The sequence below is a fragment of the Shewanella cutis genome, assembly GCF_022410515.1.
In the GTDB taxonomy this organism is placed as follows: domain Bacteria; phylum Pseudomonadota; class Gammaproteobacteria; order Enterobacterales; family Shewanellaceae; genus Shewanella; species Shewanella cutis.
Genome location: NZ_JACSDI010000008.1, coordinates 18,492 through 42,263 on the forward strand (window position 1 = coordinate 18,492; position 23,772 = coordinate 42,263).

23 protein-coding genes and 4 tRNA genes are annotated in these 23,772 nt (G+C 46.8%); 3 read left to right on the top strand and 24 right to left on the bottom strand.

Features of this window, described 5'->3' with window-relative positions:
• Positions 1-67 precede the first annotated feature (67 nt).
• The 14 genes from rpsL to H9J30_RS12255 form a co-directional block, all read right to left on the bottom strand.
• Positions 68-442 (bottom strand): 30S ribosomal protein S12, encoded by a 375-nt coding sequence (gene rpsL / locus H9J30_RS12190; RefSeq protein ID WP_011070612.1) that lies wholly within the window; start codon positions 440-442, stop codon positions 68-70.
• A gap of 179 nt (positions 443-621) precedes the next feature.
• On the bottom strand, positions 622-4,839 hold the full coding sequence (gene rpoC / locus H9J30_RS12195; protein ID WP_240131257.1) for a DNA-directed RNA polymerase subunit beta': 4,218 nt from the start codon (positions 4,837-4,839) through the stop codon (positions 622-624).
• Between the two features lie 83 nt (positions 4,840-4,922).
• On the bottom strand, positions 4,923-8,960 hold the full coding sequence (rpoB, locus tag H9J30_RS12200) for a DNA-directed RNA polymerase subunit beta (RefSeq protein ID WP_240131258.1): 4,038 nt from the start codon (positions 8,958-8,960) through the stop codon (positions 4,923-4,925).
• Positions 8,961-9,202: 242 nt separating this feature from the next.
• On the bottom strand, positions 9,203-9,571 hold the full coding sequence (gene rplL, locus H9J30_RS12205; protein WP_007644333.1) for a 50S ribosomal protein L7/L12: 369 nt from the start codon (positions 9,569-9,571) through the stop codon (positions 9,203-9,205).
• Positions 9,572-9,625: 54 nt separating this feature from the next.
• Positions 9,626-10,126 (bottom strand): 50S ribosomal protein L10, encoded by a 501-nt coding sequence (gene rplJ, locus H9J30_RS12210; protein WP_011070609.1) that lies wholly within the window; start codon positions 10,124-10,126, stop codon positions 9,626-9,628.
• Between the two features lie 265 nt (positions 10,127-10,391).
• Complete coding sequence (gene rplA, locus H9J30_RS12215; RefSeq protein WP_011070608.1) at positions 10,392-11,093, bottom strand: 50S ribosomal protein L1; 702 nt, start codon at positions 11,091-11,093, stop codon at positions 10,392-10,394.
• A gap of 4 nt (positions 11,094-11,097) precedes the next feature.
• Positions 11,098-11,526 carry a 50S ribosomal protein L11 gene (gene rplK / locus H9J30_RS12220; protein ID WP_011070607.1) on the bottom strand — a complete coding sequence of 143 codons (429 nt, stop codon included), beginning with the start codon at positions 11,524-11,526 and terminating at the stop codon, positions 11,098-11,100.
• Between the two features lie 127 nt (positions 11,527-11,653).
• Positions 11,654-12,205: a transcription termination/antitermination protein NusG gene (nusG, locus tag H9J30_RS12225; RefSeq protein ID WP_011715455.1), complete on the bottom strand. Its 552-nt coding sequence runs from the start codon at positions 12,203-12,205 to the stop codon at positions 11,654-11,656.
• Between the two features lie 9 nt (positions 12,206-12,214).
• A complete protein-coding gene (secE, locus tag H9J30_RS12230) occupies positions 12,215-12,586 on the bottom strand; it encodes a preprotein translocase subunit SecE (protein WP_011070605.1) in 372 nt (123 codons plus the stop codon).
• 275 nt (positions 12,587-12,861) lie between these two features.
• Positions 12,862-14,046, bottom strand: a complete 1,185-nt coding sequence (gene tuf, locus H9J30_RS12235; RefSeq protein ID WP_023266119.1) for an elongation factor Tu — start codon at positions 14,044-14,046, stop codon at positions 12,862-12,864.
• 115 nt (positions 14,047-14,161) lie between these two features.
• A tRNA-Thr gene (locus tag H9J30_RS12240) sits at positions 14,162-14,237 on the bottom strand.
• A 9-nt stretch (positions 14,238-14,246) separates the two neighbouring features.
• Positions 14,247-14,320: transfer RNA gene (locus tag H9J30_RS12245), tRNA-Gly, on the bottom strand.
• Between the two features lie 35 nt (positions 14,321-14,355).
• Positions 14,356-14,440, bottom strand: a tRNA-Tyr gene (locus tag H9J30_RS12250).
• A 7-nt stretch (positions 14,441-14,447) separates the two neighbouring features.
• A tRNA-Thr gene (locus H9J30_RS12255) sits at positions 14,448-14,523 on the bottom strand.
• A gap of 234 nt (positions 14,524-14,757) precedes the next feature.
• Here H9J30_RS12255 and coaA point away from each other — a divergent pair.
• Entirely contained in the window at positions 14,758-15,708 is a 951-nt protein-coding gene (gene coaA / locus H9J30_RS12260; protein ID WP_240131259.1) for a type I pantothenate kinase, read from the top strand.
• Here the strand turns inward: coaA and birA are convergent, their stop codons facing one another.
• From birA to H9J30_RS12280, 4 genes are all read right to left on the bottom strand, one after another.
• The gene (gene birA, locus H9J30_RS12265; RefSeq protein WP_240131260.1) at positions 15,709-16,668 is read right to left on the bottom strand and encodes a bifunctional biotin--[acetyl-CoA-carboxylase] ligase/biotin operon repressor BirA; all 960 of its coding nucleotides are present in this window, start codon (positions 16,666-16,668) and stop codon (positions 15,709-15,711) included.
• On the bottom strand, positions 16,661-17,686 hold the full coding sequence (murB, locus tag H9J30_RS12270) for a UDP-N-acetylmuramate dehydrogenase (RefSeq protein WP_240131261.1): 1,026 nt from the start codon (positions 17,684-17,686) through the stop codon (positions 16,661-16,663). The genes birA and murB overlap by 8 nt, the downstream gene beginning before the upstream one ends.
• A 104-nt stretch (positions 17,687-17,790) precedes the next feature.
• Positions 17,791-18,027, bottom strand: a complete 237-nt coding sequence (locus H9J30_RS12275; RefSeq protein ID WP_240131262.1) for a hypothetical protein — start codon at positions 18,025-18,027, stop codon at positions 17,791-17,793.
• A 69-nt stretch (positions 18,028-18,096) separates the two neighbouring features.
• Positions 18,097-18,357 carry a COG3415 family protein gene (locus H9J30_RS12280; protein WP_240131263.1) on the bottom strand — a complete coding sequence of 87 codons (261 nt, stop codon included), beginning with the start codon at positions 18,355-18,357 and terminating at the stop codon, positions 18,097-18,099.
• A 370-nt stretch (positions 18,358-18,727) separates the two neighbouring features.
• On the opposite strand from H9J30_RS12280, the gene H9J30_RS12285 reads away from it, so the two are divergent.
• On the top strand, positions 18,728-19,240 hold the full coding sequence (locus tag H9J30_RS12285; RefSeq protein WP_240131264.1) for a DUF1993 domain-containing protein: 513 nt from the start codon (positions 18,728-18,730) through the stop codon (positions 19,238-19,240).
• A gap of 335 nt (positions 19,241-19,575) precedes the next feature.
• Positions 19,576-19,785: a hypothetical protein gene (locus H9J30_RS12290; protein WP_240131265.1), complete on the top strand. Its 210-nt coding sequence runs from the start codon at positions 19,576-19,578 to the stop codon at positions 19,783-19,785.
• 92 nt (positions 19,786-19,877) lie between these two features.
• On the opposite strand, the gene H9J30_RS12295 is transcribed toward H9J30_RS12290, so the two are convergent.
• From H9J30_RS12295 to H9J30_RS12320, 6 genes are all read right to left on the bottom strand, one after another.
• A complete protein-coding gene (locus H9J30_RS12295) occupies positions 19,878-20,342 on the bottom strand; it encodes a GNAT family N-acetyltransferase (RefSeq protein ID WP_240131266.1) in 465 nt (154 codons plus the stop codon).
• A gap of 126 nt (positions 20,343-20,468) precedes the next feature.
• Positions 20,469-21,785 (bottom strand): ATP-binding protein, encoded by a 1,317-nt coding sequence (locus tag H9J30_RS12300; protein ID WP_240131267.1) that lies wholly within the window; start codon positions 21,783-21,785, stop codon positions 20,469-20,471.
• Between the two features lie 2 nt (positions 21,786-21,787).
• Entirely contained in the window at positions 21,788-22,450 is a 663-nt protein-coding gene (locus H9J30_RS12305) for a winged helix-turn-helix domain-containing protein (RefSeq protein ID WP_240131268.1), read from the bottom strand.
• Complete coding sequence (locus H9J30_RS12310; RefSeq protein WP_011074114.1) at positions 22,450-22,716, bottom strand: PepSY domain-containing protein; 267 nt, start codon at positions 22,714-22,716, stop codon at positions 22,450-22,452. The genes H9J30_RS12305 and H9J30_RS12310 overlap by 1 nt, the downstream gene beginning before the upstream one ends.
• Positions 22,709-23,272, bottom strand: coding sequence for a diheme cytochrome c (locus H9J30_RS12315; RefSeq protein ID WP_240131269.1), 564 nt, complete (start codon positions 23,270-23,272; stop codon positions 22,709-22,711). The genes H9J30_RS12310 and H9J30_RS12315 overlap by 8 nt, the downstream gene beginning before the upstream one ends.
• A gap of 52 nt (positions 23,273-23,324) precedes the next feature.
• On the bottom strand, positions 23,325-23,759 hold the full coding sequence (locus tag H9J30_RS12320) for a DUF1924 domain-containing protein (RefSeq protein ID WP_240131270.1): 435 nt from the start codon (positions 23,757-23,759) through the stop codon (positions 23,325-23,327).
• Positions 23,760-23,772: the final 13 nt, after the last annotated feature.

The window sequence follows — 23,772 nt, forward strand, 5'->3', positions numbered from 1 at the left end:
ATGCTTCAGGGATTTCCAAAACTGGAATTCTCAAAATAAACTAGCTTGGCCTTACTTAACGGATACGTTAAGACTTAGGACGCTTAGCACCGTACTTAGAACGGCTTTGGCGACGTGAAGTCACGCCTGCACAGTCTAATGCGCCACGAACAGTGTGGTAGCGAACACCTGGTAAGTCTTTAACACGACCACCACGGATCAAAATCACGCTGTGTTCCTGCAGGTTGTGGCCTTCACCGCCGATGTACGAAGTTACTTCGAAACCGTTAGTCAGACGCACACGAGCTACTTTACGTAGTGCAGAGTTAGGTTTTTTAGGGGTAGTTGTGTACACACGTGTACAAACACCACGCTTTTGTGGGCACGCATTCAACGCAGGCACATTAGTCTTGTCGACTTTTGGCGCGCGTGGCTTACGTACCAACTGGTTTACAGTTGCCATGTATAGCTCCGAGTCAGTTGAATCAAACTCAACGATAAGGTGTGAAAAATCTATATCCCACAATGGTGGGACGCGGAATTTTAGAAAGGTAAAGCCTAACTGTCAAGAAATAGCCAACTTTTGCGGCATATTCCAATGAAAAAGGCGCCAACGGCGCCTTTTTGTTACAAACTGATTACTTAATCTTGGCTACCAGCCAGGTTTAAGAGGTCTGCAAGGTTTTGTTCAGCTTCGCTTGCAGTGATCTTATTCACTACAACCGGCTCGTCTTTCTTAGCACGGGCATCATTACGGGTCTTGTGATAAGCGTAACCAGTACCGGCTGGGATCAGACGGCCAACGATAACGTTCTCTTTTAGACCACGTAAGTTATCTGACTTACCACCTACTGCAGCTTCTGTCAGTACGCGAGTTGTTTCTTGGAACGACGCTGCAGAGATAAACGATTCTGTTGCCAGAGACGCTTTGGTAATACCGAGCAGTTCACGTTCAAAGGTCGCAGGCACTTTGCCTTGTTCGACAAGTTCGCGGTTAGCGATCTTAACGCGAGACACTTCTACTTGTTCGCCTTCTAAGAACTCACTGTCACCAGCAGCAGTGATCACGCACTTACGCAGCATTTGACGGATAATCACTTCGATATGCTTATCGTTGATCTTCACGCCCTGTAGACGGTAAACGTCTTGTACTTCGTTCACAATGTAGTTCGCTACGTTGTGGATGCCACGTAGACGCAGAATGTCATGCGCCGCTTCTGGACCGTCAGCAATAACTTCACCACGTTCGACTTTTTCACCTTCGAACACGTTTAAGTTACGCCATTTCGGGATCATCTCTTCATACTGTTCGCCGCCATCGGCTGGTGTGATCACCAAACGACGCTTGCCTTTGGTCTCTTTACCAAATGAGATGGTACCAGAGATTTCCGCCAGAATTGCTGGCTCTTTTGGCTTACGGGCTTCGAACAAGTCGGCAACGCGTGGCAGACCACCCGTGATGTCGCGTGTTTTAGACGATTCTTGTGGAATACGTGCTAACGCGTCACCCACGGCGATTTGCGCGTTGTCGTCAAGGTTAACGATCGCACTGCCTGGTAAGAAGTATTGTGCTGGCACTTCAGTACCTGGGATCATCAGGTCGCTACCATCGGCGCCAACCAGACGGATCATTGGGCGCATTTCTTTACCCGCAGAACCACGTTGACCTACGTCTAGGATTACGATTGATGACAGACCTGTCAATTCGTCTGTTTGACGAGTCATGGTCACGCCGTCGATCATATCAACGAACTTAATACTACCCGCCACTTCAGTAATGATTGGGTGAGTATGTGGATCCCAGTTAGCGATGATATCACCCGCTTCTACTGATGCTTCTTCTAGCTTCTCGAGCACAGTACCGTAAGGCACTTTATAACGCTCTTTCTCACGACCTAATTCGTCGATGATTGCTAGTTCAGAAGAACGAGAAACGATAACCAGTTTACCGTCAGTGTTTGTTACGTACTTAGCGTTGTGCAGTTTCAACGAACCTGAGTTCTTCACTTGAACGTTGTTTTCTGCAGAGGCTCGTGACGCCGCACCACCGATGTGGAACGTACGCATCGTTAACTGTGTACCAGGTTCACCGATGGATTGTGCAGCCACAACACCAATCGCTTCACCGTGGTTGATGATATGGCCACGGGCCAAGTCACGACCGTAACAGGCAGCACACACACCGAAATCGGTATCACAGGTAATAACTGAACGAACAATCACTTCATCGATTGAATGCTCTTCTAACTTATCACACCATGCTTCATCGAGCAGGGTGTTACGTGGCGCAAGAACGTCTTCGGTGCCTGGATAGAACACATCAACAGCAACCACACGACCCAGTACGCGTTCACGTAATGGCTCAACCACGTCACCGCCTTCGATCAGCGGCTTCATGGTTAGACCTTCGTGAGTACCACAATCGTCTTCAATAACCACTAAATCTTGAGCAACGTCAACCAGACGACGAGTCAGGTAACCCGAGTTCGCTGTCTTCAATGCGGTATCGGCTAGACCTTTACGCGCACCGTGGGTTGAGATGAAGTACTGAAGAACGTTCAGACCTTCACGGAAGTTAGCTACGATTGGGGTTTCGATGATCGAACCGTCTGGTTTCGCCATCAGACCACGCATACCCGCTAACTGACGGATCTGTGCGGCACTACCACGAGCGCCCGAGTCGGCCATCATGTAAATGCTGTTGAACGAAGCTTGTTTTTCTTCAACGCCATCACGGTTAATCACTGTCTCAGTTGACAGGTTTTCCATCATCGCCTTAGAAACTTTTTCGTTCGCACTTGCCCAGATGTCGATAACTTTGTTGTAACGCTCACCCGCGGTTACCAGACCTGATTGGAACTGCTCTTGAATTTCGAGCACTTCGGCTTCAGCGTCAGCAACTAAGGTATATTTCTCGTCTGGAATAACCATGTCATCGATACCAACAGAGGCACCAGAGATGGTTGCAAAACGGAAACCGGTATACATCAGTTGGTCAGCGAAGATAACGGTATCTTTCAGACCTAATTGACGGTAACAAGTGTTCAATAGTTTAGAAATCTGCTTTTTGCCCATGTTCTGGTTAACCAGATCAAATGACAAACCTGCTGGCAGAATTTGTGACAGCAGAGCACGACCAACAGTAGTATCTACGATACGACGTTGCTCAGTACGCTCACCATTGTCACCGATAACGGTTTCAGTGATACGCACTTTCACGCGGGCATGCAGTTCAGCAGCGCCAGTTGCGTAAGCTTTTTCAACTTCAGCAACAGACATAAAGTACATACCTTCACCACGGCCGTTGATACGCTCACGGCTGGTGTAGTACAGACCTAATACCACGTCTTGAGACGGAGTGATAACAGGCTCGCCGTTCGCAGGTGACAGGATGTTGTTGGTAGACATCATCAGGGCACGAGCTTCAAGCTGCGCTTCCAGTGTTAACGGTACGTGTACCGCCATTTGGTCACCGTCGAAGTCGGCGTTGTATGCCGCACAAACGAGTGGGTGTAACTGGATGGCTTTACCTTCAATCAATACAGGTTCGAACGCTTGGATACCCAGTCTGTGAAGTGTTGGTGCACGGTTAAGCATCACTGGATGTTCGCGGATCACTTCATCCAGAACGTCCCAAACTTCCGCCACTTCACGCTCTACCATCTTCTTAGCCGCTTTGATGGTTGTCGCTAAGCCACGACCTTCCAGCTTGCCATAGATGAATGGCTTGAACAGTTCCAGTGCCATCTTCTTAGGAAGACCACATTGGTGCAGACGTAAAGTAGGACCTACGGTAATTACCGAACGACCAGAGTAGTCAACACGCTTACCTAACAAGTTCTGACGGAAACGACCTTGTTTACCTTTGATCATATCGGCCAAAGATTTCAGAGGACGCTTGTTAGAACCGGTAATAGCACGACCACGACGACCGTTATCTAATAGCGCATCAACAGACTCTTGTAACATACGCTTTTCGTTGCGTACGATGATGTCCGGCGCAGCTAAATCTAACAGACGCTTCAAACGGTTGTTACGGTTGATCACGCGGCGATACAGATCGTTTAGATCTGAGGTCGCAAAGCGGCCGCCATCAAGCGGTACCAGCGGACGTAAGTCAGGTGGTAACACAGGCAGTACTTTTAAGATCATCCACTCTGGCTTGTTGCCAGAAGTGTGGAACGCTTCCATCAACTTAAGACGCTTGGTCACTTTCTTGCGACGAGTCTCAGAGTTGATTGATGGCAGCTCTTCACGCATTTGTTCGATTTCTTTTTCGAGATCGATTGCGCGCAGCAGTTCTAATACCGCTTCTGCACCCATCTTGGCTTCGAATTCGTCACCGTATTCTTCTAATGCGTCCAGATAGTTTTCTTCTGTCAGCATTTGGCCACGTTCAAGGCTGGTCATGCCAGGCTCGATCACGACGAAAGATTCAAAATACAGTACGCGCTCGATATCACGCAGCGTCATGTCCAGCATTAGACCGATACGGGACGGCAGTGATTTCAAGAACCAAATGTGGGCAACTGGGCTAGCCAGTTCAATGTGACCCATACGCTCACGACGTACTTTAGTCTGGGTAACTTCTACACCACACTTTTCACAGATCACACCACGGTGCTTCAAACGCTTGTACTTACCGCACAAACATTCGTAATCTTTGACAGGGCCAAAGATACGCGCACAGAACAGACCTTCGCGCTCAGGCTTGAAGGTACGGTAGTTAATGGTTTCTGGCTTCTTAACTTCACCAAAAGACCAAGAACGGATCAGATCAGGCGATGCCAGACCAATTTTGATGCCGTTAAATTCTTCAGTCTTGCTTTGCTGTTTCAGAAACTTTAATAAGTCTTTCACGTTTCTCTCCTGAAGGAGTTAAACCGGGTGCTCCGCGACTGCGGAGCACCATTCTGTTGCCAAACGTTACCTTAAGGCGACGCTTATTCCTGATCCAACTCGATATTAATACCGAGTGAACGGATCTCCTTCAGTAATACGTTGAAGGACTCTGGCATGCCAGGCTGCATCTGATGGTTACCGTCGACGATGTTCTTATACATCTGAGTACGACCGTTAACGTCATCCGATTTCACGGTGAGCATTTCTTGAAGCGTATAAGCGGCACCGTATGCTTCGAGTGCCCACACTTCCATCTCCCCGAAACGCTGACCACCGAACTGAGCTTTACCGCCCAGTGGTTGTTGAGTCACTAAGCTGTACGAACCGGTAGAACGGGCGTGCATCTTGTCGTCAACTAAGTGGTTCAGTTTGAGCATGTACATGTAACCAACAGTTACTGGACGCTCAAATTCGTTACCGGTACGACCATCAAATAACTTCAGCTGACCAGAGGTTGGCAAGCCTGCAAGCTCAAGCATCTGCTTGATCTCTTTCTCTTTAGCACCATCGAAGGCTGGCGTAGCAACTGGGATACCGCCTTTCAGGTTGTTCGCTAAGCGCAGTAACTCATCGTCAGTGAATGAATCGATGTCGACGCGCTGCTGCACTTCATCACCTAATTCGTACACTTGCTTGATGTAGCTACGAACTTCTGCAAGTCCCTTCTCGCGCTGATCTTCCAGCATGGCAGCAATCTTGTTACCAATACCTTTAGCCGCAGCACCTAAGTGAACTTCAAGAACCTGACCGATGTTCATACGTGATGGAACGCCCAGAGGGTTCAACACGATGTCCACTGGGTTGCCTTGCTCGTCGTACGGCATGTCTTCAATTGGGTTAATCTTAGAGATAACACCCTTGTTACCGTGACGGCCCGCCATCTTGTCACCAGGTTGGATAGTACGTTTAACCGCTAAGTAAACCTTAACGATCTTCAGTACGCCCGGTGCCAAGTCATCACCTTGGGTGATTTTGCGACGTTTGATTTCAAACTTCTTATCGAAGTCTGCTTTCAGCTCTTCATGCTGTTCAGCTAATTGCTCAAGCTCAGTTTGTTTGGCTTCATCGTCAATGACTTGAACCAATACATCTTTACGTGGCAATGCAGCGATTTGCGCTTCAGTGAAACCAGCACTTAATAATAAGTTGCGTGCACGGCTCAATACGCCTTCTTCAAGGATCTTGAACTCTTCGCCTAAGTCTTTACGAGCTTGGGCAATGTGCATTTCTTCGATTTCAATGGCACGTTTGTCTTTCTCAACGCCGTCACGGGTAAATACCTGAACGTCGATGATGGTACCTTTAACAGAGTTAGGTACACGCAGTGAGCTGTCTTTCACATCAGACGCTTTCTCACCGAAGATGGCGCGCAGTAACTTCTCTTCTGGTGTCAGTTGTGTTTCGCCTTTTGGCGTCACTTTACCCACCAGAATGTCACCGCCCTTCACTTCTGCACCGATGTAAACAATACCTGACTCGTCGAGTTTCGACAGTGCAGATTCACCTACGTTTGGAATGTCAGCCGTGATTTCTTCGCTACCCAGTTTGGTATCACGAGCGATACAAGATAGCTCTTGAATGTGGATAGTGGTGAAACGGTCTTCCTGTGCAACACGCTCAGAAATTAAGATCGAGTCTTCGAAGTTGTAACCGTTCCAAGGCATGAACGCGATACGCATGTTCTGGCCAAGGGCTAAGTCACCTAAGTCAGTAGACGGACCGTCTGCTAACACGTCACCACGTACAACTGGCTCACCAACGCTGCAACATGGACGTTGGTTGATACAGGTGTTTTGGTTAGAACGGGTGTACTTAGTCAGGTTGTAAATGTCGATACCCGCTTCGCCTGGGCGCAGCTCGTCTTCATTTACTTTAACGACGATGCGGCTCGCATCTACGTAATCGATCACACCGCCACGTTTAGCGGCTACTACTACGCCTGAGTCCACAGCTAACGTGCGCTCAATACCCGTACCGACCAGAGGCTTCTCTGATTTCAGTGTTGGTACTGCTTGACGTTGCATGTTCGCACCCATCAATGCACGGTTGGCGTCGTCGTGTTCTAAGAACGGGATCAGTGACGCAGCAACAGAAATAATCTGTTGTGGCGATACGTCCATGTATTGAATGTCAGATGCGCGCATAAAGGTAGATTCACCTTTGTGACGACATGCGATCTGCTCTTCAACCATGCGGCCTTCAGAGTCAACTTCGATGTTTGCCTGTGCAATCACATAACGACCTTCTTCAATCGCTGACAAGTATTCCACTTCGTCAGTGATCACACCGTCTACCACTTTGCGGTATGGTGTTTCTAAGAAGCCGTATGAGTTAGTACGGGCAAAGCTTGCTAATGAGTTGATTAGACCAATGTTTGGACCTTCAGGGGTCTCAATTGGACATAAACGACCATAGTGCGTTGGGTGTACGTCGCGGACTTCGAAGCCTGCACGCTCACGGGTCAAACCACCTGGGCCTAGAGCAGAAATACGACGCTTATGCGTTACTTCTGACAGCGGGTTGTTTTGATCCATGAATTGTGACAGCTGAGAAGAACCGAAGAACTCTTTCACTGCAGCAGAAATTGGCTTAGCGTTGATTAAGTCTTGTGGCATCAGCTCGTTCAGATCGCCTAATGACAGACGTTCACGCACGGCGCGCTCAACACGGACCAGACCAACACGGAATTGGTTTTCAGCCATTTCACCCACAGAACGAATACGACGGTTACCTAAGTGGTCGATATCGTCCACTTCGTCGAAGCCGTTACGGATGTGAATGATGTTCTTCATTACGGCAACGATGTCTTCTTTAGATAGTACACCGCTACCTTCGTCATCAGGAATACTGAGACGACGGTTGAACTTCATACGACCTACTTTAGACAGGTCATAACGTTCTTCGCTGAAGAATAAGTTTTGGAACAGGGCTTCTGCAGCATCTTTGGTTGGTGGCTCACCAGGACGCATCATACGGTAGATCTCAACTAACGCTTCTAAGCGGTTAGTGGTTGGATCAATACGCAGAGTGTCAGAGATGTAAGCACCGTGGTCCAGCTCGTTGATGTATAACGTGCTCAGCTCTTTGATGCCTGCCAGTGATAACTTCGCTAAGTCTTCTAAGCTGATTTCACTGTTAGCAGAAACTAATACTTCACCTGTATCAGGATCGATGTAATCTTGAGCAGCATATTTGCCCATGATGTACTCTACTGGTACTTCGAGTTCTGTGGTGTTAGTTTTTTCAAGTTGGCGAATGTGGCGTGCAGTCACGCGACGGCCCGCTTCAACCAATACAGTACCTTCAGCATCCTTGATGTCGTAGCTGGCGGTTTCGCCACGCAGACGCTCAGGAACTAAGGTCATAACCAGAGTATCTTTCTTGATCTTAAACTCAACACGTTCGAAGAACAGGTCCAGGATCTCTTGAGTAGAGTACTCTAATGCACGCAGAATGATGGTCGCTGGTAATTTACGGCGACGGTCGATACGTACGAATAATGCATCTTTAGGATCGAATTCAAAGTCTAACCAAGAACCACGGTAAGGGATGATACGTGCGTTATACAGTACCTTACCTGATGAGTGGGTTTTACCACGGTCGTGATCGAAGAATACGCCTGGGCTGCGATGTAATTGAGAAACGATTACACGCTCAGTACCGTTGATAACAAAGGTACCGTTGTCAGTCATCAATGGGATATCACCCATGTAGACTTCTTGTTCTTTAATATCTTTTACAGTGCCGGCCGCTGCTTCACGGTCATACAACACCATGCGTAATTTAACGCGCAGTGGAGCTGAATATGTAACACCACGGATCTGACACTCTTTCACATCAAAAACAGGCTCGCCAAGCTTATAGCTGACGTATTGCAGTTCTGAGTTACCAGAAAAGCTCTTGATGGGAAAAACGCTACGGAAGGCGGCTTCAAGACCGCGCTCACCGGTAGGATCTTGATCGGTGAACTTCTTAAAAGAGTCTAACTGAATAGACAAAAGGTAAGGAATATCCAACACCTGTGGACGCTTACCAAAGTCTTTGCGAATACGCTTCTTTTCAGAATAGGAGTAAACCATGGGTTTCCTCTGCTTACGAGATGTGACCAAGACTGAATCAATAACTTAAGTTATTACATTCAGCACGTTTGCCCATCACCGTTGATGGCAAGAACCTAACCAGTAATCTCTGCTAGGGACTGCAAAATCTGGCGACAAACGGTGAAAAAAAATCGCCGGCGCATATAGCGCAAAAAAGGCCGACGGTTAAAAAACCGCCAGCCTCCACCCAAGTGGCTTGGGTGAGCAAGCTAGATAATAGCTTACTTGATTTCTACTGAAGCACCAGCTTCAACTAGTTCTTTCTTCAGAGCTTCAGCTTCTTCTTTAGAAACGCCTTCTTTAACTGCTACTGGAGCAGCTTCAGACATTGCTTTAGCTTCTTTCAGGCCTAAACCAGTTGCGCCACGGATGGCTTTAATAACTGCAACTTTGTTGTCGCCGTGTGCAGTCAGAATTACGTTGAATTCTGTTTGCTCTTCAACAGCAGCAGCAGCTTCGCCACCACCAGAAACAACAGCAGCAGCGGCAGAAACGCCAAACTTCTCTTCCATTGCTTCGATCAGTTCAACAACTTCCATTACAGACATAGCTGCAAAGGCTTCTAAGATTTGGTCTTTAGTGATAGACATAACAAATGTTTCCTATTGTTCTGAATTCAATTCTATTAAGCAGCCAGCTTGAAATTAAGCGGCTTCTTGTTTTTGATCGCGCAGGGCGGCCAGTGTACGAACGAACTTGCCAGCAGATGCTTCTTTCATAGTCATCATTAACTGTGCTAGTGCTTCTTCGTATGTTGGCAGTTTCGCCAAACGATCAATGTCAGCTGCAGGGATGAAATTCCCTTCAAAGGCTGCGCCTTTAACTTCGAAATTAGCTTGCTCTTTAGCAAAGTCTTTTAACAGACGAGCTGCAGCACCTGGGTGCTCGTTAGAGAAAGCAATCAAAGTTGGGCCAGTGAACGTTTCTGCTAGGCACTCAAATGCAGTACCTTCAACAGCACGACGAGCCAGAGTGTTACGTACTACACGTACATAAACACCAGCTTCGCGAGCTTTTTTACGCAGACCGGTCATAGCACCTACAGTTACACCGCGTGAATCAGCGGCTACTGCAGATAGCGCACCTTTGGCAGCTTCGTTGACTTCAGCAACAATCGCTTTTTTGTCTTCGAGTCTTAATGCCATTGGCTTTACTCCTGGATTCTACCTAGGGTATTCCCTAGTATTTACCATACTAAATACTTATGTATTTAGTGACTTACGGTGCAGATTATCCAGTAAAAAAATTTAGCTGGGGCCTGACACCGTCTACGCAGGAAATTAAGTAAACCGTTAAAGTAAACACCTGCGGTCTTGGACGGAAGCCTAATTAATGATGCTTAAAGCATCAAAAACAGGCTTCAACCCACAAAGTGCGCGCATTATAGACTAATGCGCGTACCTTGTAAAATTAGTTAGCTGTTTCGAGAGAAGCTTGGTCAACAGCAACACCTGCACCCATAGTGGTAGAGATGCTTACTTTTTTCACGTATACACCTTTTGCAACTGCAGGCTTAGCCTTTTTCAGTGCAGAGATTAACGCTTCCAAGTTTTCTTTCAATTGAACTGGTGTGAAATCCACTTTACCGATAGTAGTGTGGATAATACCGTTCTTGTCGTTGCGGTAACGAACTTGACCAGCTTTAGCATTCTTAACTGCTTCAGCAACGTTTGGCGTTACTGTGCCAGTTTTTGGGTTAGGCATTAAACCACGTGGGCCTAAGATTTGACCTAACATACCAACAACGCGCATTGCGTCTGGAGATGCGATAACTACGTCAAAGTTCATTTCACCGGCTTTGATTTTCTCAGCCAGATCATCCATACCAACAAGTTCAGCACCAGCAGCTTTAGCAGCTTCAGCATTTGCACCTTGTGTAAATACTGCAACGCGAACGTCACGACCAGTACCGTGTGGCAACACAGTTGCACCACGAACGTTTTGGTCAGATTTACGTGGGTCGATACCCAGGTTAACAGCAACGTCAACACTTTCAACGAACTTAGCAGTTGCTAATTCTTTTAACAGAGCAACAGCATCGTTGATTTCGTATAATTTAGTACCGTCAACTTTCTCGCGGATTACGCGCATGCGTTTAGTTAGTTTTGCCATTATATTAACCCTCTACAACCAAACCCATTGAACGCGCAGTACCTTCGATTGAGCGAGTCATCGCTTCAACATCAGCACCAGTCATATCGGCGGCTTTCATTTCAGCAATTTCCTGAATCTTAGCACGAGCGATAGTACCTACTTTCTGAGTGTTTGGACGTGGAGAACCTGATTTCAGGCCTGCAGCAGTCTTCAGTAAGTAAGAAGCTGGCGGAGTCTTAGTTTCGAAAGTGAATGAACGGTCACTGTATACAGTGATCACGACTGGAATAGGCATGCCTTTTTCCATTTTTTCTGTACGGGCGTTAAACGCTTTACAGAATTCCATGATGTTCACACCTTTCTGACCCAGAGCTGGACCAACTGGTGGTGAAGGGTTCGCAGAACCTGATTTCACTTGTAGCTTAATATAAGCATCAATCTTTTTTGCCATTTGACATTTCCTCAGTTTGGGTTCAAACGCATATCAGCGACATGCCAACATGCTCCCCCGAAAACAACGGGTGCGGATTATATAGAAATCCGCACCCGTTGCCAAACGGATTTTGTATTTAATTTAATCAGCCTTTTTCGACCTGATTAAAGTCGAGCTCGACCGGTGTAGAACGACCAAAGATCATTACTGACACTTTTACGCGGCTCTTGTCATAATCCACTTCTTCAACAGTACCGTTAAAGTCAGCAAATGGACCATCACATACACGCACCACTTCGCCCGGCTCGAAAATAACGCGATGCGTTGGCGAAGCTGTGGTTTCTTGTAAGCGACGCAGAATTGCATCGGCTTCTCTATCTGAAATTGGCGCTGGGCGATCAGAAGTTCCGCCAATAAAGCCTAAAACACGCGGGATGCTTTTGACTAAATGCCAGCTGTCATCGTTCATTTCCATCTGGACCAGAACATAACCAGGGAAAAACTTACGCTCACTCTTACGACGCTGACCTGCACGCATTTCAATAACTTCTTCAGTCGGAACTAATACTTCACCGAAGTACTGTTCCATGCCGTGCATTTTAATATATTCAATCAGTGACTTACAAACTCGGCCTTCATAGCCTGAGAATGCCTGCACTACATACCATCTCTTTTTAGCTTCTTTAGCTTCAGTCATTCGAGGTGCCTATACGCCAGTGATAAAATTGACAATTCGCATTAACACGGCATCCATACCCCAAAGGATAAGAGCTAAGATACCTGTCGCTGCAAGGACAATAAAAGTGGTGTTAAGCGCTTCTTGGCGTGTTGGCCATACGACCTTGCGCACTTCAATTTGCGACTCACGCGCGAAAGCTAAGGCTTTTTTACCCTTTTCTGTCTGTAGGACAATAAAACCAGCAATAGCGAATGCAACGATAACAGCTAGTGCACGGATCACAGCACTCGCCTCGCTATACATTTGATTGCCAATAACAGCAGCGGCCAGCAATAGGATTGCTAAACCCCACTTCACGATATCCAGAGAGTTAGTCTGGTTTTCAGTATTTGTTGTCATCGGTTATTCCGTTACTCAATACGGCCTGAGCTTGAGCACAATAATTAGGGACATACGACCCAGTTACAATACGCTTTAGATACTCTGAATTCCGAATACCCTTAGAAACGCATGTTGCATAAGCTCAGGGTCAAAAATCGGCCATAGATTGTATTCTTATTCGACTTTGTTAGCAAGGATGCACAACGGTTGCATCCCACAAAACCCAGTAAATAATCGACTTAAACAAAAAAGGAAGCCTAAGCTTCCTTTTCAGCACGATAGCTAATTCGCGATTAAGCGAAAATCTTCGCTACAACACCTGCACCTACTGTACGGCCACCTTCACGGATTGCGAAGCGTAAACCTTCGTCCATCGCGATTGGGCAGATCAGAGTCACTTTCATCTTGATGTTGTCGCCTGGCATTACCATCTCTACGCCTTCTGGCAGTTCGATAGTGCCTGTCACGTCAGTTGTACGGAAGTAGAACTGTGGACGGTAGCCTTTGAAGAATGGAGTATGACGACCACCTTCTTCTTTTGACAGTACGTATACTTCTGATTCAAAAGTAGTGTGTGGGTTGATTGAACCTGGCTTAGATAATACTTGACCACGTTCTACGTCATCACGCTTAGTACCACGTAATAAAATACCACAGTTCTCACCTGCACGACCTTCGTCAAGCAGTTTACGGAACATTTCAACACCAGTACAGGTAGTTTTAGTTGTAGTACGGATACCAACGATTTCTACTTCGTCACCAACGCGTACAATACCACGCTCAACACGACCAGTTACTACTGTACCACGGCCAGAGATTGAGAATACGTCTTCGATTGGCATCAGGAATGGCTTATCGATATCACGCTCTGGTTCTGGAATGTAAGAGTCTAAAGCTGCTGCCAGCTCAAGGATCTTCGCTTCCCACTCTGGCTCGCCTTCTAGCGCTTTCAGAGCTGAACCTTGGATTACTGGTAAGTCATCACCTGGGAAGTCGTATTCTGATAACAGTTCACGTACTTCCATTTCAACTAATTCTAACAGCTCAGCATCGTCAACCATGTCACATTTGTTCATGAATACGATGATGAATGGTACGCCTACTTGGCGAGACAGCAGGATGTGCTCGCGAGTTTGTGGCATTGGGCCATCTGTAGAAGCAACTACTAGGATCGCGCCGTCCATCTGTGCAGCACCAGTGATCATGTTTTTAACATAGTCAGCGTGGCCTGGGCAGTCTACGTGTGCGTAGTGGCGAGTTGGTGTGTCATATTCGATGTGAGAGGTATTGATGGTAATACCGCGCTCACGCTCTTCTGGAGCGTTATCGATTTGAGAGAAGTCTTTAGCTTCACCACCGTAGGTCTTAGCCAGTACGTGAGAGATAGCTGCAGTCAGAGTGGTTTTACCATGGTCAACGTGACCGATGGTGCCCACGTTAACATGGGGCTTAGAACGTTCAAATTTAGCTTTAGCCATGGTATTGCCTCAATCCAAGAGTCTTGGTGATGAAAACATACATATAGAAAAAATCCGATGCATATAAATGACATCGAACCGATTATTTAGGTATAGGAGCTTAATTTAGAAAGGCTGGTGCTGATAGGCAGATTCGAACTGCCGACCTCACCCTTACCAAGGGTGTGCTCTACCAACTGAGCCATATCAGCAACTAAATTTGGAGCGGGCAGCGGGAATCGAACCCGCGTTATCAGCTTGGAAGGCTGGAGTAATACCATTATACGATGCCCGCGCAACCTAACTAAGGCTACCTAACTACCTAGAAAATGGTGGAGGGAGAAGGATTCGAACCTTCGAAGGCGGAGCCGTCAGATTTACAGTCTGATCCCTTTGGCCACTCGGGAACCCCTCCAGTAAAATGGTGCCGGCACCAAGAGTCGAACTCGGGACCTACTGATTACAAGTCAGTTGCTCTACCAACTGAGCTATGCCGGCAAATCATTTCGGAACGGGATATTAGGTAAATGCGTGCCTAAGTGCAAGTGAAAATCGACGATTTGTTTAAAAAAAGCAATCAAATGATGCTTTTTTACCCTCGAAACGACGTTATCGGACATTTATCCAGCAAATACGATCAGATGAAACAGAAACCAAGCTACCGCAATTGATTTTATATTGTCGATACTTAAGTCATGGTGTACTGTGCGATTCCTAAGTCGAGGAAAGCCAATGACGTCAAAGAATCCAATTCAAAAAGCACTCTATCTTGCCTTTGAGCGCGCACAATGGTCAGTTTTAAGGGACGCAGTGCCAATGACACTGAGTGAACAAGACTTGGAGAATCTTCGAGGGATTAATGAGAAGGTTTCCCTCTCAGAAGTCACCGATATCTATCTGCCGCTCAGCAGGCTGCTTAACTTAATTGTCAAAGCCAAACAACAACGTGGTTTAGTCCTTGATGAGTTTCTCGGGCAAAAGCCCTCAAGTAGCCCTTATATTATTAGCATTGCTGGTAGTGTCGCCGTAGGTAAAAGCACCACAGCACGTATTTTACAGGCGTTATTAAGCCAGTGGCCTGAGCACCCAAAGGTTGATTTAGTTACGACAGATGGTTTTCTTTATCCGCTGGCCGACCTAAAGCGAAAAGGCTTATTACAGCGTAAAGGCTTTCCTGAAAGTTACGATATGAAGATGTTGGTTGAATTTATTTCGGCGGTAAAATCGGGGCTAGCCCACGTGAATGCGCCTATCTATTCCCACGTAACCTACGACCGCATTCGTGGCCAGCATCAAACCGTCTCGCAGCCCGATATATTGATCCTTGAAGGACTCAATGTACTGCAAACTGGCTTAGACTCACCTGTAGATATACGTCGTCCCTTCGTCTCCGACTTTGTCGATTTCTCCATTTACGTCGATGCCGAAGAGCACTTATTAAAGCAGTGGTATCAGGAGCGCTTTTTGCAATTTCGCAAAGGTGCCTTTAGTGATGAAAAGTCGTATTTCCACCACTATGCCAGCCTAACAGATGATGAGGCGAATGCGATTGCGGCGAAGATTTGGGACACAATCAACGGCCCTAATCTACAACTCAATATTCAACCAACAAGAGAGCGAGCACATCTGATCCTGCAAAAAGGCCAGGATCACTTGATGTCCCACGTATTGTTACGCAAATAGCTATATTGGTCTCAAACTGATTTCGCCGCCGATGTATGCCTGTGTGCCATCGGCGGTTTCAAGTAGCACAGCGCCCTGTTCGTCGACGCCGCGGCAAATTCCATCGACATGATTTTCACCCATGAGCAAACGGATTTCCTTGCCATAGAATAAATCAGCAGCCTGCCAACGCAGTTTGAATGCATCCAGCCCTTCTCGCTCAAATAATTGAATGTCTTTCTTAAGCTGCTTTTGCAGCGCAATAACGAGATCCGTTTTATTCGGCATAGTCGCTAAGGCGGATAAATCGCTCCAAGGCTGATCGATACCTTTCCCTTGGTCTTCCGACATGGCCATATTGACGCCAATACCAATGATCAATTGGCACTCACTGTCCGCCTGACCTGACATCTCAATCAAAATCCCTGCAAGCTTTTTATAATTAAGGTAAATGTCGTTTGGCCATTTCACGCCGATATGATCAACACCAAAGGATTTCAATACCTCGACTAAACTACAAGCCACCACTAGGCTTAAGCCCATTGCCTGCGCCATCCCCTGTGGGAATGACCAAAACTGCGAGAAATATAAATGATGCCCATAGGGAGAAACCCAAGTGCGACCACGGCGACCTCGCCCTGCCGACTGGTATTCAGCTACACACAGGTCGCCACTCTTAAGCTCACCTGTGTGACTTAACATAAAGCCGTTAGTACTTGAGATCTCATCAAAATAAAAGCAGCGATTATCAATCGACTGAATTAACCGAACCGAGTCGATAAGGGAGATAGGATTCGCTAACTTGTAACCACGGCCTTTGACACTGTAAATCGCTACGCCATAGTCTTCCAAAGCATCCACATGCTTACTCACCGCCGCACGAGAAATACCCAGTTGCGTCGCCAATTCTTCACCCGAGACAAAATGTTCGCTCGACAACAATCCCAGTATTTCGCGTTTTCTCACCCAATTATCAGACATCGAGACTCGTCTCCCCTGTTAATCCCATTATTCTTGGTTCGGCTTCGAGCTTAACGCCAAAAACCTCATTCACCCGCGCAATCACATGCAATGCTAATCGACAAATATCTTGCCCAGTTGCATGGCCTAAATTGACTAATACTAAGGCTTGCTTCGCATGCACTCCCGCATTTCCGAGGGTAAAACCTTTAAGACCTGCATGCTCAATCAGCCAACCCGCAGCCAGTTTAACCTCTCCATTGGGTTGAGCATAACCGACGATACTCGGGAAACGCGCCGCAAGTTGAATATAAGTCGCTGCGCTCACGATAGGATTCTTAAAGAAACTGCCAGCATTCCCTAGCAATTCGGGGTTAGGTAGCTTTTCGCTCCTCACCTCACAGACACGGTCAAAAATCTCCCTTGGGGTTACTGTCTCAGCGGTAAATGATTGCAACGGACCATAGCTTAATTTTGGTTGCCAAGCTTTAGGAAGACGCAAACCAACGGCGGTAATCACAACTCTGTCGCGTAAACGGCCCTTAAATATCGACTCCCGATAAGCAAACTCACACTCACCAACAGCAATCCTCAGCAAGTCGCCAGACTCGAGATCCAAATATTCGACCCAGTCACAAATATCGCATAGCTCAACACCGTAGGCACCGATATTTTGAATCGGAGCCGCGCCAACCGTACCAGGGATCAGCGCTAAGTTCTCAAGTCCTGGCATGTTCTGATTTAAGCTGAATTGGACCAGCTCATGCCAATTCTCACCCGCCTCAACAGCAAGATAAAAGTAAGTATCATCTTCAGAGCAGGAAATACCCTTAGTTAATATACGCACTACAGTGCCATTAAAATCATCGGTGAATACGATATTGCTGCCGCCACCAAGTACAAGCATAGGTCGCTTAGACTGATATAAGGATAAGCAGTTCGACTGCAGCTCTTCCTTAGAATGGACTTCAATCAATGATATGCAGGATTGCTCCACGCCAAAAGTATTAAACGGCTTTAGCGAATATGGAAAAGACATGATGATGTTCTGCTGCGACAAAAGCGACATTGTAAACACTTCCCCCTAGAATTGCAGCAAACTGAGGTCGATCGGTCAAAGCAGATAGATTATACCAATCCGCATTAAAGTTCAGTCACCATCACCACGACAGCATGGCGGCCAGGTTTGGTGCGTTTTGCTATCAGCTCCAAGTGCTGGTGCATGATGTCCTTATTAACGAATGGCGTGATGATGGCTTCAGTTTCTCCTGTTGCAGGACAGACTGCGCCGAAGAGATGCACATATTCAAACTGCTGCTGTCTTAGCGCTTTTGGTCTACGAGAAAGCTGTTTTCTGGAGCGGCTGGTTATCCAACACAATCCCGTGCTCTTGAGTAGCTTGTAGATGTGATTGGGATAGTACTCGACATTAAACTCACTCGAGATGTATTACTGGATGTCGACCCCAATTAGTCCGCCGCCCTCATCTGATTTTGCTTTGCACTCTATGTATCTGGCGAGTCTCCTTTTTTGCTTATTTGACAATGACGGCTTCTTCCCTGGGCGTGGTTTGTCTTCAAGCCCAGCCAGTCCTTGCTCAAGATAGCTGGAGGCCCATAAGTTGACGCTAGCTTTGGCCGCCTTCAACTGGCTTGCCGCCTGAGTGCGGTTATGGCATTGCAAAAATAGCGGTACCGCGAGTAATTGCATGCGCTTATGCTGATTTTTCTCTTTTGGAGAGGCTAAGCAGATTTTCAGCCGTTTCAGGTTTTATCATCCAATTTTAAGCTGTTGGGTTGCTTGCTATTAGTTCAGACATCAATGCGGAATGGTATAAGACCAATACTTGGCGATATTAAGCCATAAATACTGGGGTGAATGTATTTGTTGTAAGGTGTTTTTTTCATTTCGCCCTTCAGCAACGACTCTTATCCGCTGAACCTATTTCCAATCAGTCACTGATGGCGAATCACACTGTCACTGAATAAATCTTTATTTTTCTCTGTTGAAAAGAATTGATTTGCCCCAAGATAGTCTCAAGTGCTGCAATCTAGTGGCGTTTATTACAGGAGTTTATGTCATGCTTTATGATTTAACGGCTGTCCAATTTAGCAAGATGCTGAAAAACTTGAGTCTTATTCTGGAAAAGGGTGAGATTTTTGCCAACTTGAAGAAGGTCGATATGGCGGTGTTATTGCATTCTCGGTTAGCGCCCGATCAATTCAATCTTATCCGACAGATCCAGATTGCCTGTGATACGGCCAAAATCGGTGTAGCACGTTTAACGGGTAATTTAGAGACTGTACCTAAACATGATGATACTGAGACCACATTGCCAGAGCTACAGGCGCGTATTACCTCGGTTATTGATTATCTAGCCCAGTTTACTGAGGCGGATTTTGCAGCTGCGGCGACAATTCATGTTTCTCAACCCCGTTGGGAAGGTAAATATTTAACAGGTTATGAGTTTGCAATTGAGCATGCAATTCCAAACTTATACTTCCATATAACAACAGCCTATGCCATTTTGCGTCATAATGGTGTGGATATTGGTAAAAAAGACTATTTAGGTCCTATGCCATATAAGTCGTAAACCCTTCTCAAATGTAGTACTGTTGCGTGGCTTTAATGCGACGTAGCAGTATTTACAGTCAGTTTAGCGCTATGTTGTTTCGTTTATTTTTAACCTGTTAGCCTCGAGTCTTCGAGTCATATTGCGCTATTGGCTTGTCTTCATGGTCTTTGGCTGTGTTTGTGTTATAGGCAGGGGCATTTTCTGGCTTAAGTTTTACTTTTGTAGCATCAGATGATGGGCTGCATTGATGTGACGTTGTCTCATGTTGATAGCAAATTGATGGTTTCCTCTTCTACAAAGATCCAATATTTACGGAAAGATCCTATTTTAGGTGGCAATTAAAGGAGTTAATAATGTCTAGTGAATCGACGCTGTTGCAGCATCCTGCTTCTACTGGGGACGTAGATTTGTTAATTGAGGGACGCAAAGCTAAAAAAGCTAAGGCCGCCAATGGAATACGTGTAAAGGATAAGTTGGCGCAAGATACCCGCAGACGCATTGAACTTCTACATGAGCAGCGAGAATTGTCTGATCTATATGGTATCGAGATTGATATAGACTAGCGGCTTGGCTAGCAACTTAATATAGGCCCATTATCAAGTGTCTTTGCAAGGATGATCGCTTGATGGAATGGTTCAGGGCCGATGTTGCTTCACTATTTGACTAATTGGTACGCCATGATTGTCACCATCTCGCCCTTGTAGTCTTCTTCTGAGACGATCATCCACCCCTGCGCGCGATAGAAATCTGCTTTGTCGGGGGTAAAGAGGTAGATTTTTTTCAATCCTAAGGTTTGTGCATGGGCAATAACGGCGTTAACTAACAGTTTTCCCAGCCCTTTGTTTCGCTGGCTTGCATGAACATAGACATTTGCGAGCCACGGACTTAGGTCGGTGCGCGTGTCCATATCCGCTGCAACTAATGATGATGACCCTGTGATGCTCCCTTGTGATTCAGTGATAAACATTTTAGGAATGCCGTCGCCAGTGAGGTAGGCATTCATTTGTTCAATGAGCGTGCTTTCGGATAATTCTGGGCTAAGGTGGGCCCATTGCTGATAATGCCACTGTGCAAGTTGGGGGATATGCTGTGGTGCGGCAATGAGATCGATTACATTCATGGAGTTCTCTAAATGTTGTCGTATGAAATTGATGTTGCTTATCGCGATGTTTGCTTGAAGATCTTCACATGTCACGGCGAGTGAGATGCGGTTAGATACATCAGCATGATTTGGCGAGTATACCATTCAATTTGGGAGTGGCAGAAACACCTTGGCTTCGAGTCCACCTTGTTTGGCATGGTTAAAGTGAAGCTCCCCCTGATAGCTGTCGACAATGTCTTTGCAGATTGAAAGCCCTAAGCCATGCCCTTGAATGCTTTCGTCTAGCCTAATACCGCGCTCAACTATGATGGACATTGCGGCATCAGAGACGCCTTCGCCGTCATCACTTACTATGATCTCATAACCGGCGGTTGGTATTGGTTGTTGCATAATGCAGAGTTCGATGTGTTCGTGACCATGCTTACAGGCGTTATCCAGCAAATTGCCGAGGAGTTCAAGTAAGTCATCTCTATCAAAGGGCATGACGAGATCTTGATCGTAGTGGCAGCTAATCCGCCTTTGGGGATAAATGCGTTGCATGACTTGGATCAGCGGCGGTAGATCATCATTAAGCACAGTGAAACGCCCCGGCGTTGAAAGCCCGACGATTTTGGTTCGCTTAAGCTCTCGTTCGATAATATGGTGCAGTTCGGCCAGCACTTTACGACCTTCGTGTCTTTGTTCTGGTGCTTGGCTATCGAGGTAGGATTGCAGCCCTTGCAGAGGGCGTTTCATTTCGTGGGCAAGATTACCAAGGGCATTGCGTGAGCGTTGAACTCTTTGGCCGAGCTGGTTTACTAGGCGATCGATTTCAGCAATCAAAGGGGTTATCTCGCAGGGCGTCAGCAGAGTATCAATCTCTCTTCCTTGGAGTCGCATTTGTCTGATAGCTTCAGGTATCTTTTCGAGTGGTTTAAAACCCCGTTTGAGGAGTTGGTGTTGGGCAAAAAGTAAGATCAAAATCGTTAGCAGCACCACTAAGGTCGCAAAACCTAAAAAGCGTAACTGGGTTTGCTCAAGTGAGCTAATGTCTTCTGTCACCCAAAGGCAAATAGATTGCCCATTTTTGACGATTGTCTGGCTGAACATCAGCCAATGTTCTTGGCCAACATTTTGGGTGGCTTGCTGCTGTTCCCCGACCTTCAGGCTTGGCAGGGTAACGGCATGATCAAACAATGAGCGGGAGCGTAGTTGTTGTTCGCCGATTTGAATCGCAAAGTAGTGACCCGAGTTTACCCTGTGATACACATTAGGTAGGCGATCGGCATTGAGTGACCAAGTGCCATCTACTTGCAACTCGAGGGCGGAAATCAGACTATCGGCATCGTGCTGCAAACGCGAGGCTACAAAGTCTTGGGTTAAGATTTGAATGCCTTGAAACAGCAAATACAACAATAACGCCATGGCGCAGGTGAGGGTGATAAGCAGGTTACGCGTAAGATAAGCCTTAAGTGAATACACGCTTATGCATCCTTGAGTCGATAGCCTTGGCCGCGGCGAGTCTCGATATAATCCTTGCCTAAGCGTTGGCGAAGTCGGTTAACGTACACTTCAATCACATTGCTGTCTTTGATTTGATCTTCTTCGTAAATACGTTCACTGAGTTCGGACTTAGAGACTATTTTGCTGGGATTGGCCATTAAGTAATGCAGCAAGCGGTATTCAATTTTAGTGAGTTCGATAACTTCCCCTTCGGCATTGGTGGCGGTTTGTTTATCAACATCGAGGGAGACGCCGGCGTGTTGTAATAGGTTATCGGCACGGCCAAAGTGGCGGCGGATCAGCGCTTCTAATCTGGCGAGTAACTCTTCGACATGAAAAGGCTTACCAAGATAATCATCGGCGCCGGCCTTGAGGCCATCAACGCGTTCGTGCCACGCATCGCGGGCGGTAAGGATAAGGATGGGCATAGCCAAGCCTTTTTGACGCCAGTGACTCAGCACGCTTAAGCCCGGCTTACCGGGCAATCCTAAGTCTAGGATCACCGCCTCAAATGCTTCTTCTTCGCCAAGAAAGGCGCCATCGATACCGTTATCGGCATGTTCAACCGTATAGCCCGCTTTGTTAAGTGCGGGAATAAGGCGAGCCACTAAGTCGATATCATCTTCAATCAGCAGTAAGCGCATTAGTCGACCTTTTCCTTTAACCATTCGCCGGTTTTAGCATCGATCTTAATTTCATAAACTATGCCGTCATCACGGAGGATTTCGAGTTCGTAGATGATACGATCATGTTTTTGTTCGACTTCAAGATCGAGCAACCGTCCCTTTAGCCGTGATTCATAACGTTGCATTATGGTGTCGAAGGGCAATACTTTGCCCTCCTTGACCCATTCGACCACTTTGCTAGAGAGGTCTTCATCATGGGCGAGACAGCTTGGGCTGTTAATCATCCCAACGACCAAGGCCAGGAATATTAACGGTATCTTCATCGAATATGCCCTTCTCTGCGAGGTTGTGGCAATTGCTGCATTGGCTGAATGAGCCTACTTTAGGGTTATCTTGCACCATGTGCCTTGGGATCTGATCGTGCTTACTAATAAAAAATGCCTGCTCGGTAATTTTTTGCGGCCCCATTCCGGCAATCAATGGTTTGCTATTTTTCATCACCTTACCATTTTGTGCCGCATGTTGAGTGAGATATTGCTCAATTCTCGCCGTTGCCTCAGGTGTGAGACTGGCATTATCGCCAAAGTGGTTGTTTAGATTGCCCGTGATCGCCTGCCACTTGTCGGCGGGCAGTAAATTTGCAGGATACGCCATGTGGCAACTACCGCATTCTGCCGAGTATTCTGCATTTTGTGGGATGGCTTGATTCAGCTCGCGACCATCGTCGGCATAACCTGTGCTGGTAAAGGTTAAGCTGAGCCCTACGACGCCTATCGCAAGGGCTAGGGCAGTAAGTGTGGAACCGGCAATCCAGCTTAGGGGATGGGTTGGTTTCGTCATGGTATTTCCTTAATTTTTACTAAAATGACTTTCGATACAAAGTGATGGACTTTTATTGCAGGCTGAGCCAAAGGAGAACATCGCCTTTTTCCTGCGCTGTACACTCGCGTTTAAAGGTCCAGTTACAGTTGCGGCTAAACCATTTCTCTATCTTGGCTGCGTCGGTTAAACGGTTACTGGTGAGCGACGGCGCCATGGCCTCAATGGGCTTTCGGGTGTTTTGATGTATCCCTTGCGCGGTCGCTTTGGCGGTATGGCAGCTGGTGCAGCTGCGATCTTCACTCTGCTGTAGCCACAGCGCCAGTCCTGCATCGGCGCTAAAGGGACCTGCACCTTGTGCTTGATATTGTTGCAGTTGTAAGCCAATTCGCTCGGCACTGAGTGGCAAGCTGGCGACTTTGGTATTGGCGGCACTGGCATTAAAACTACAGAGCAGTAGTGCAGTGAGTGCCAGTCCGATGTTGTGTTTATTCACGTGGTTGTTCATTTCTGACTCCTTT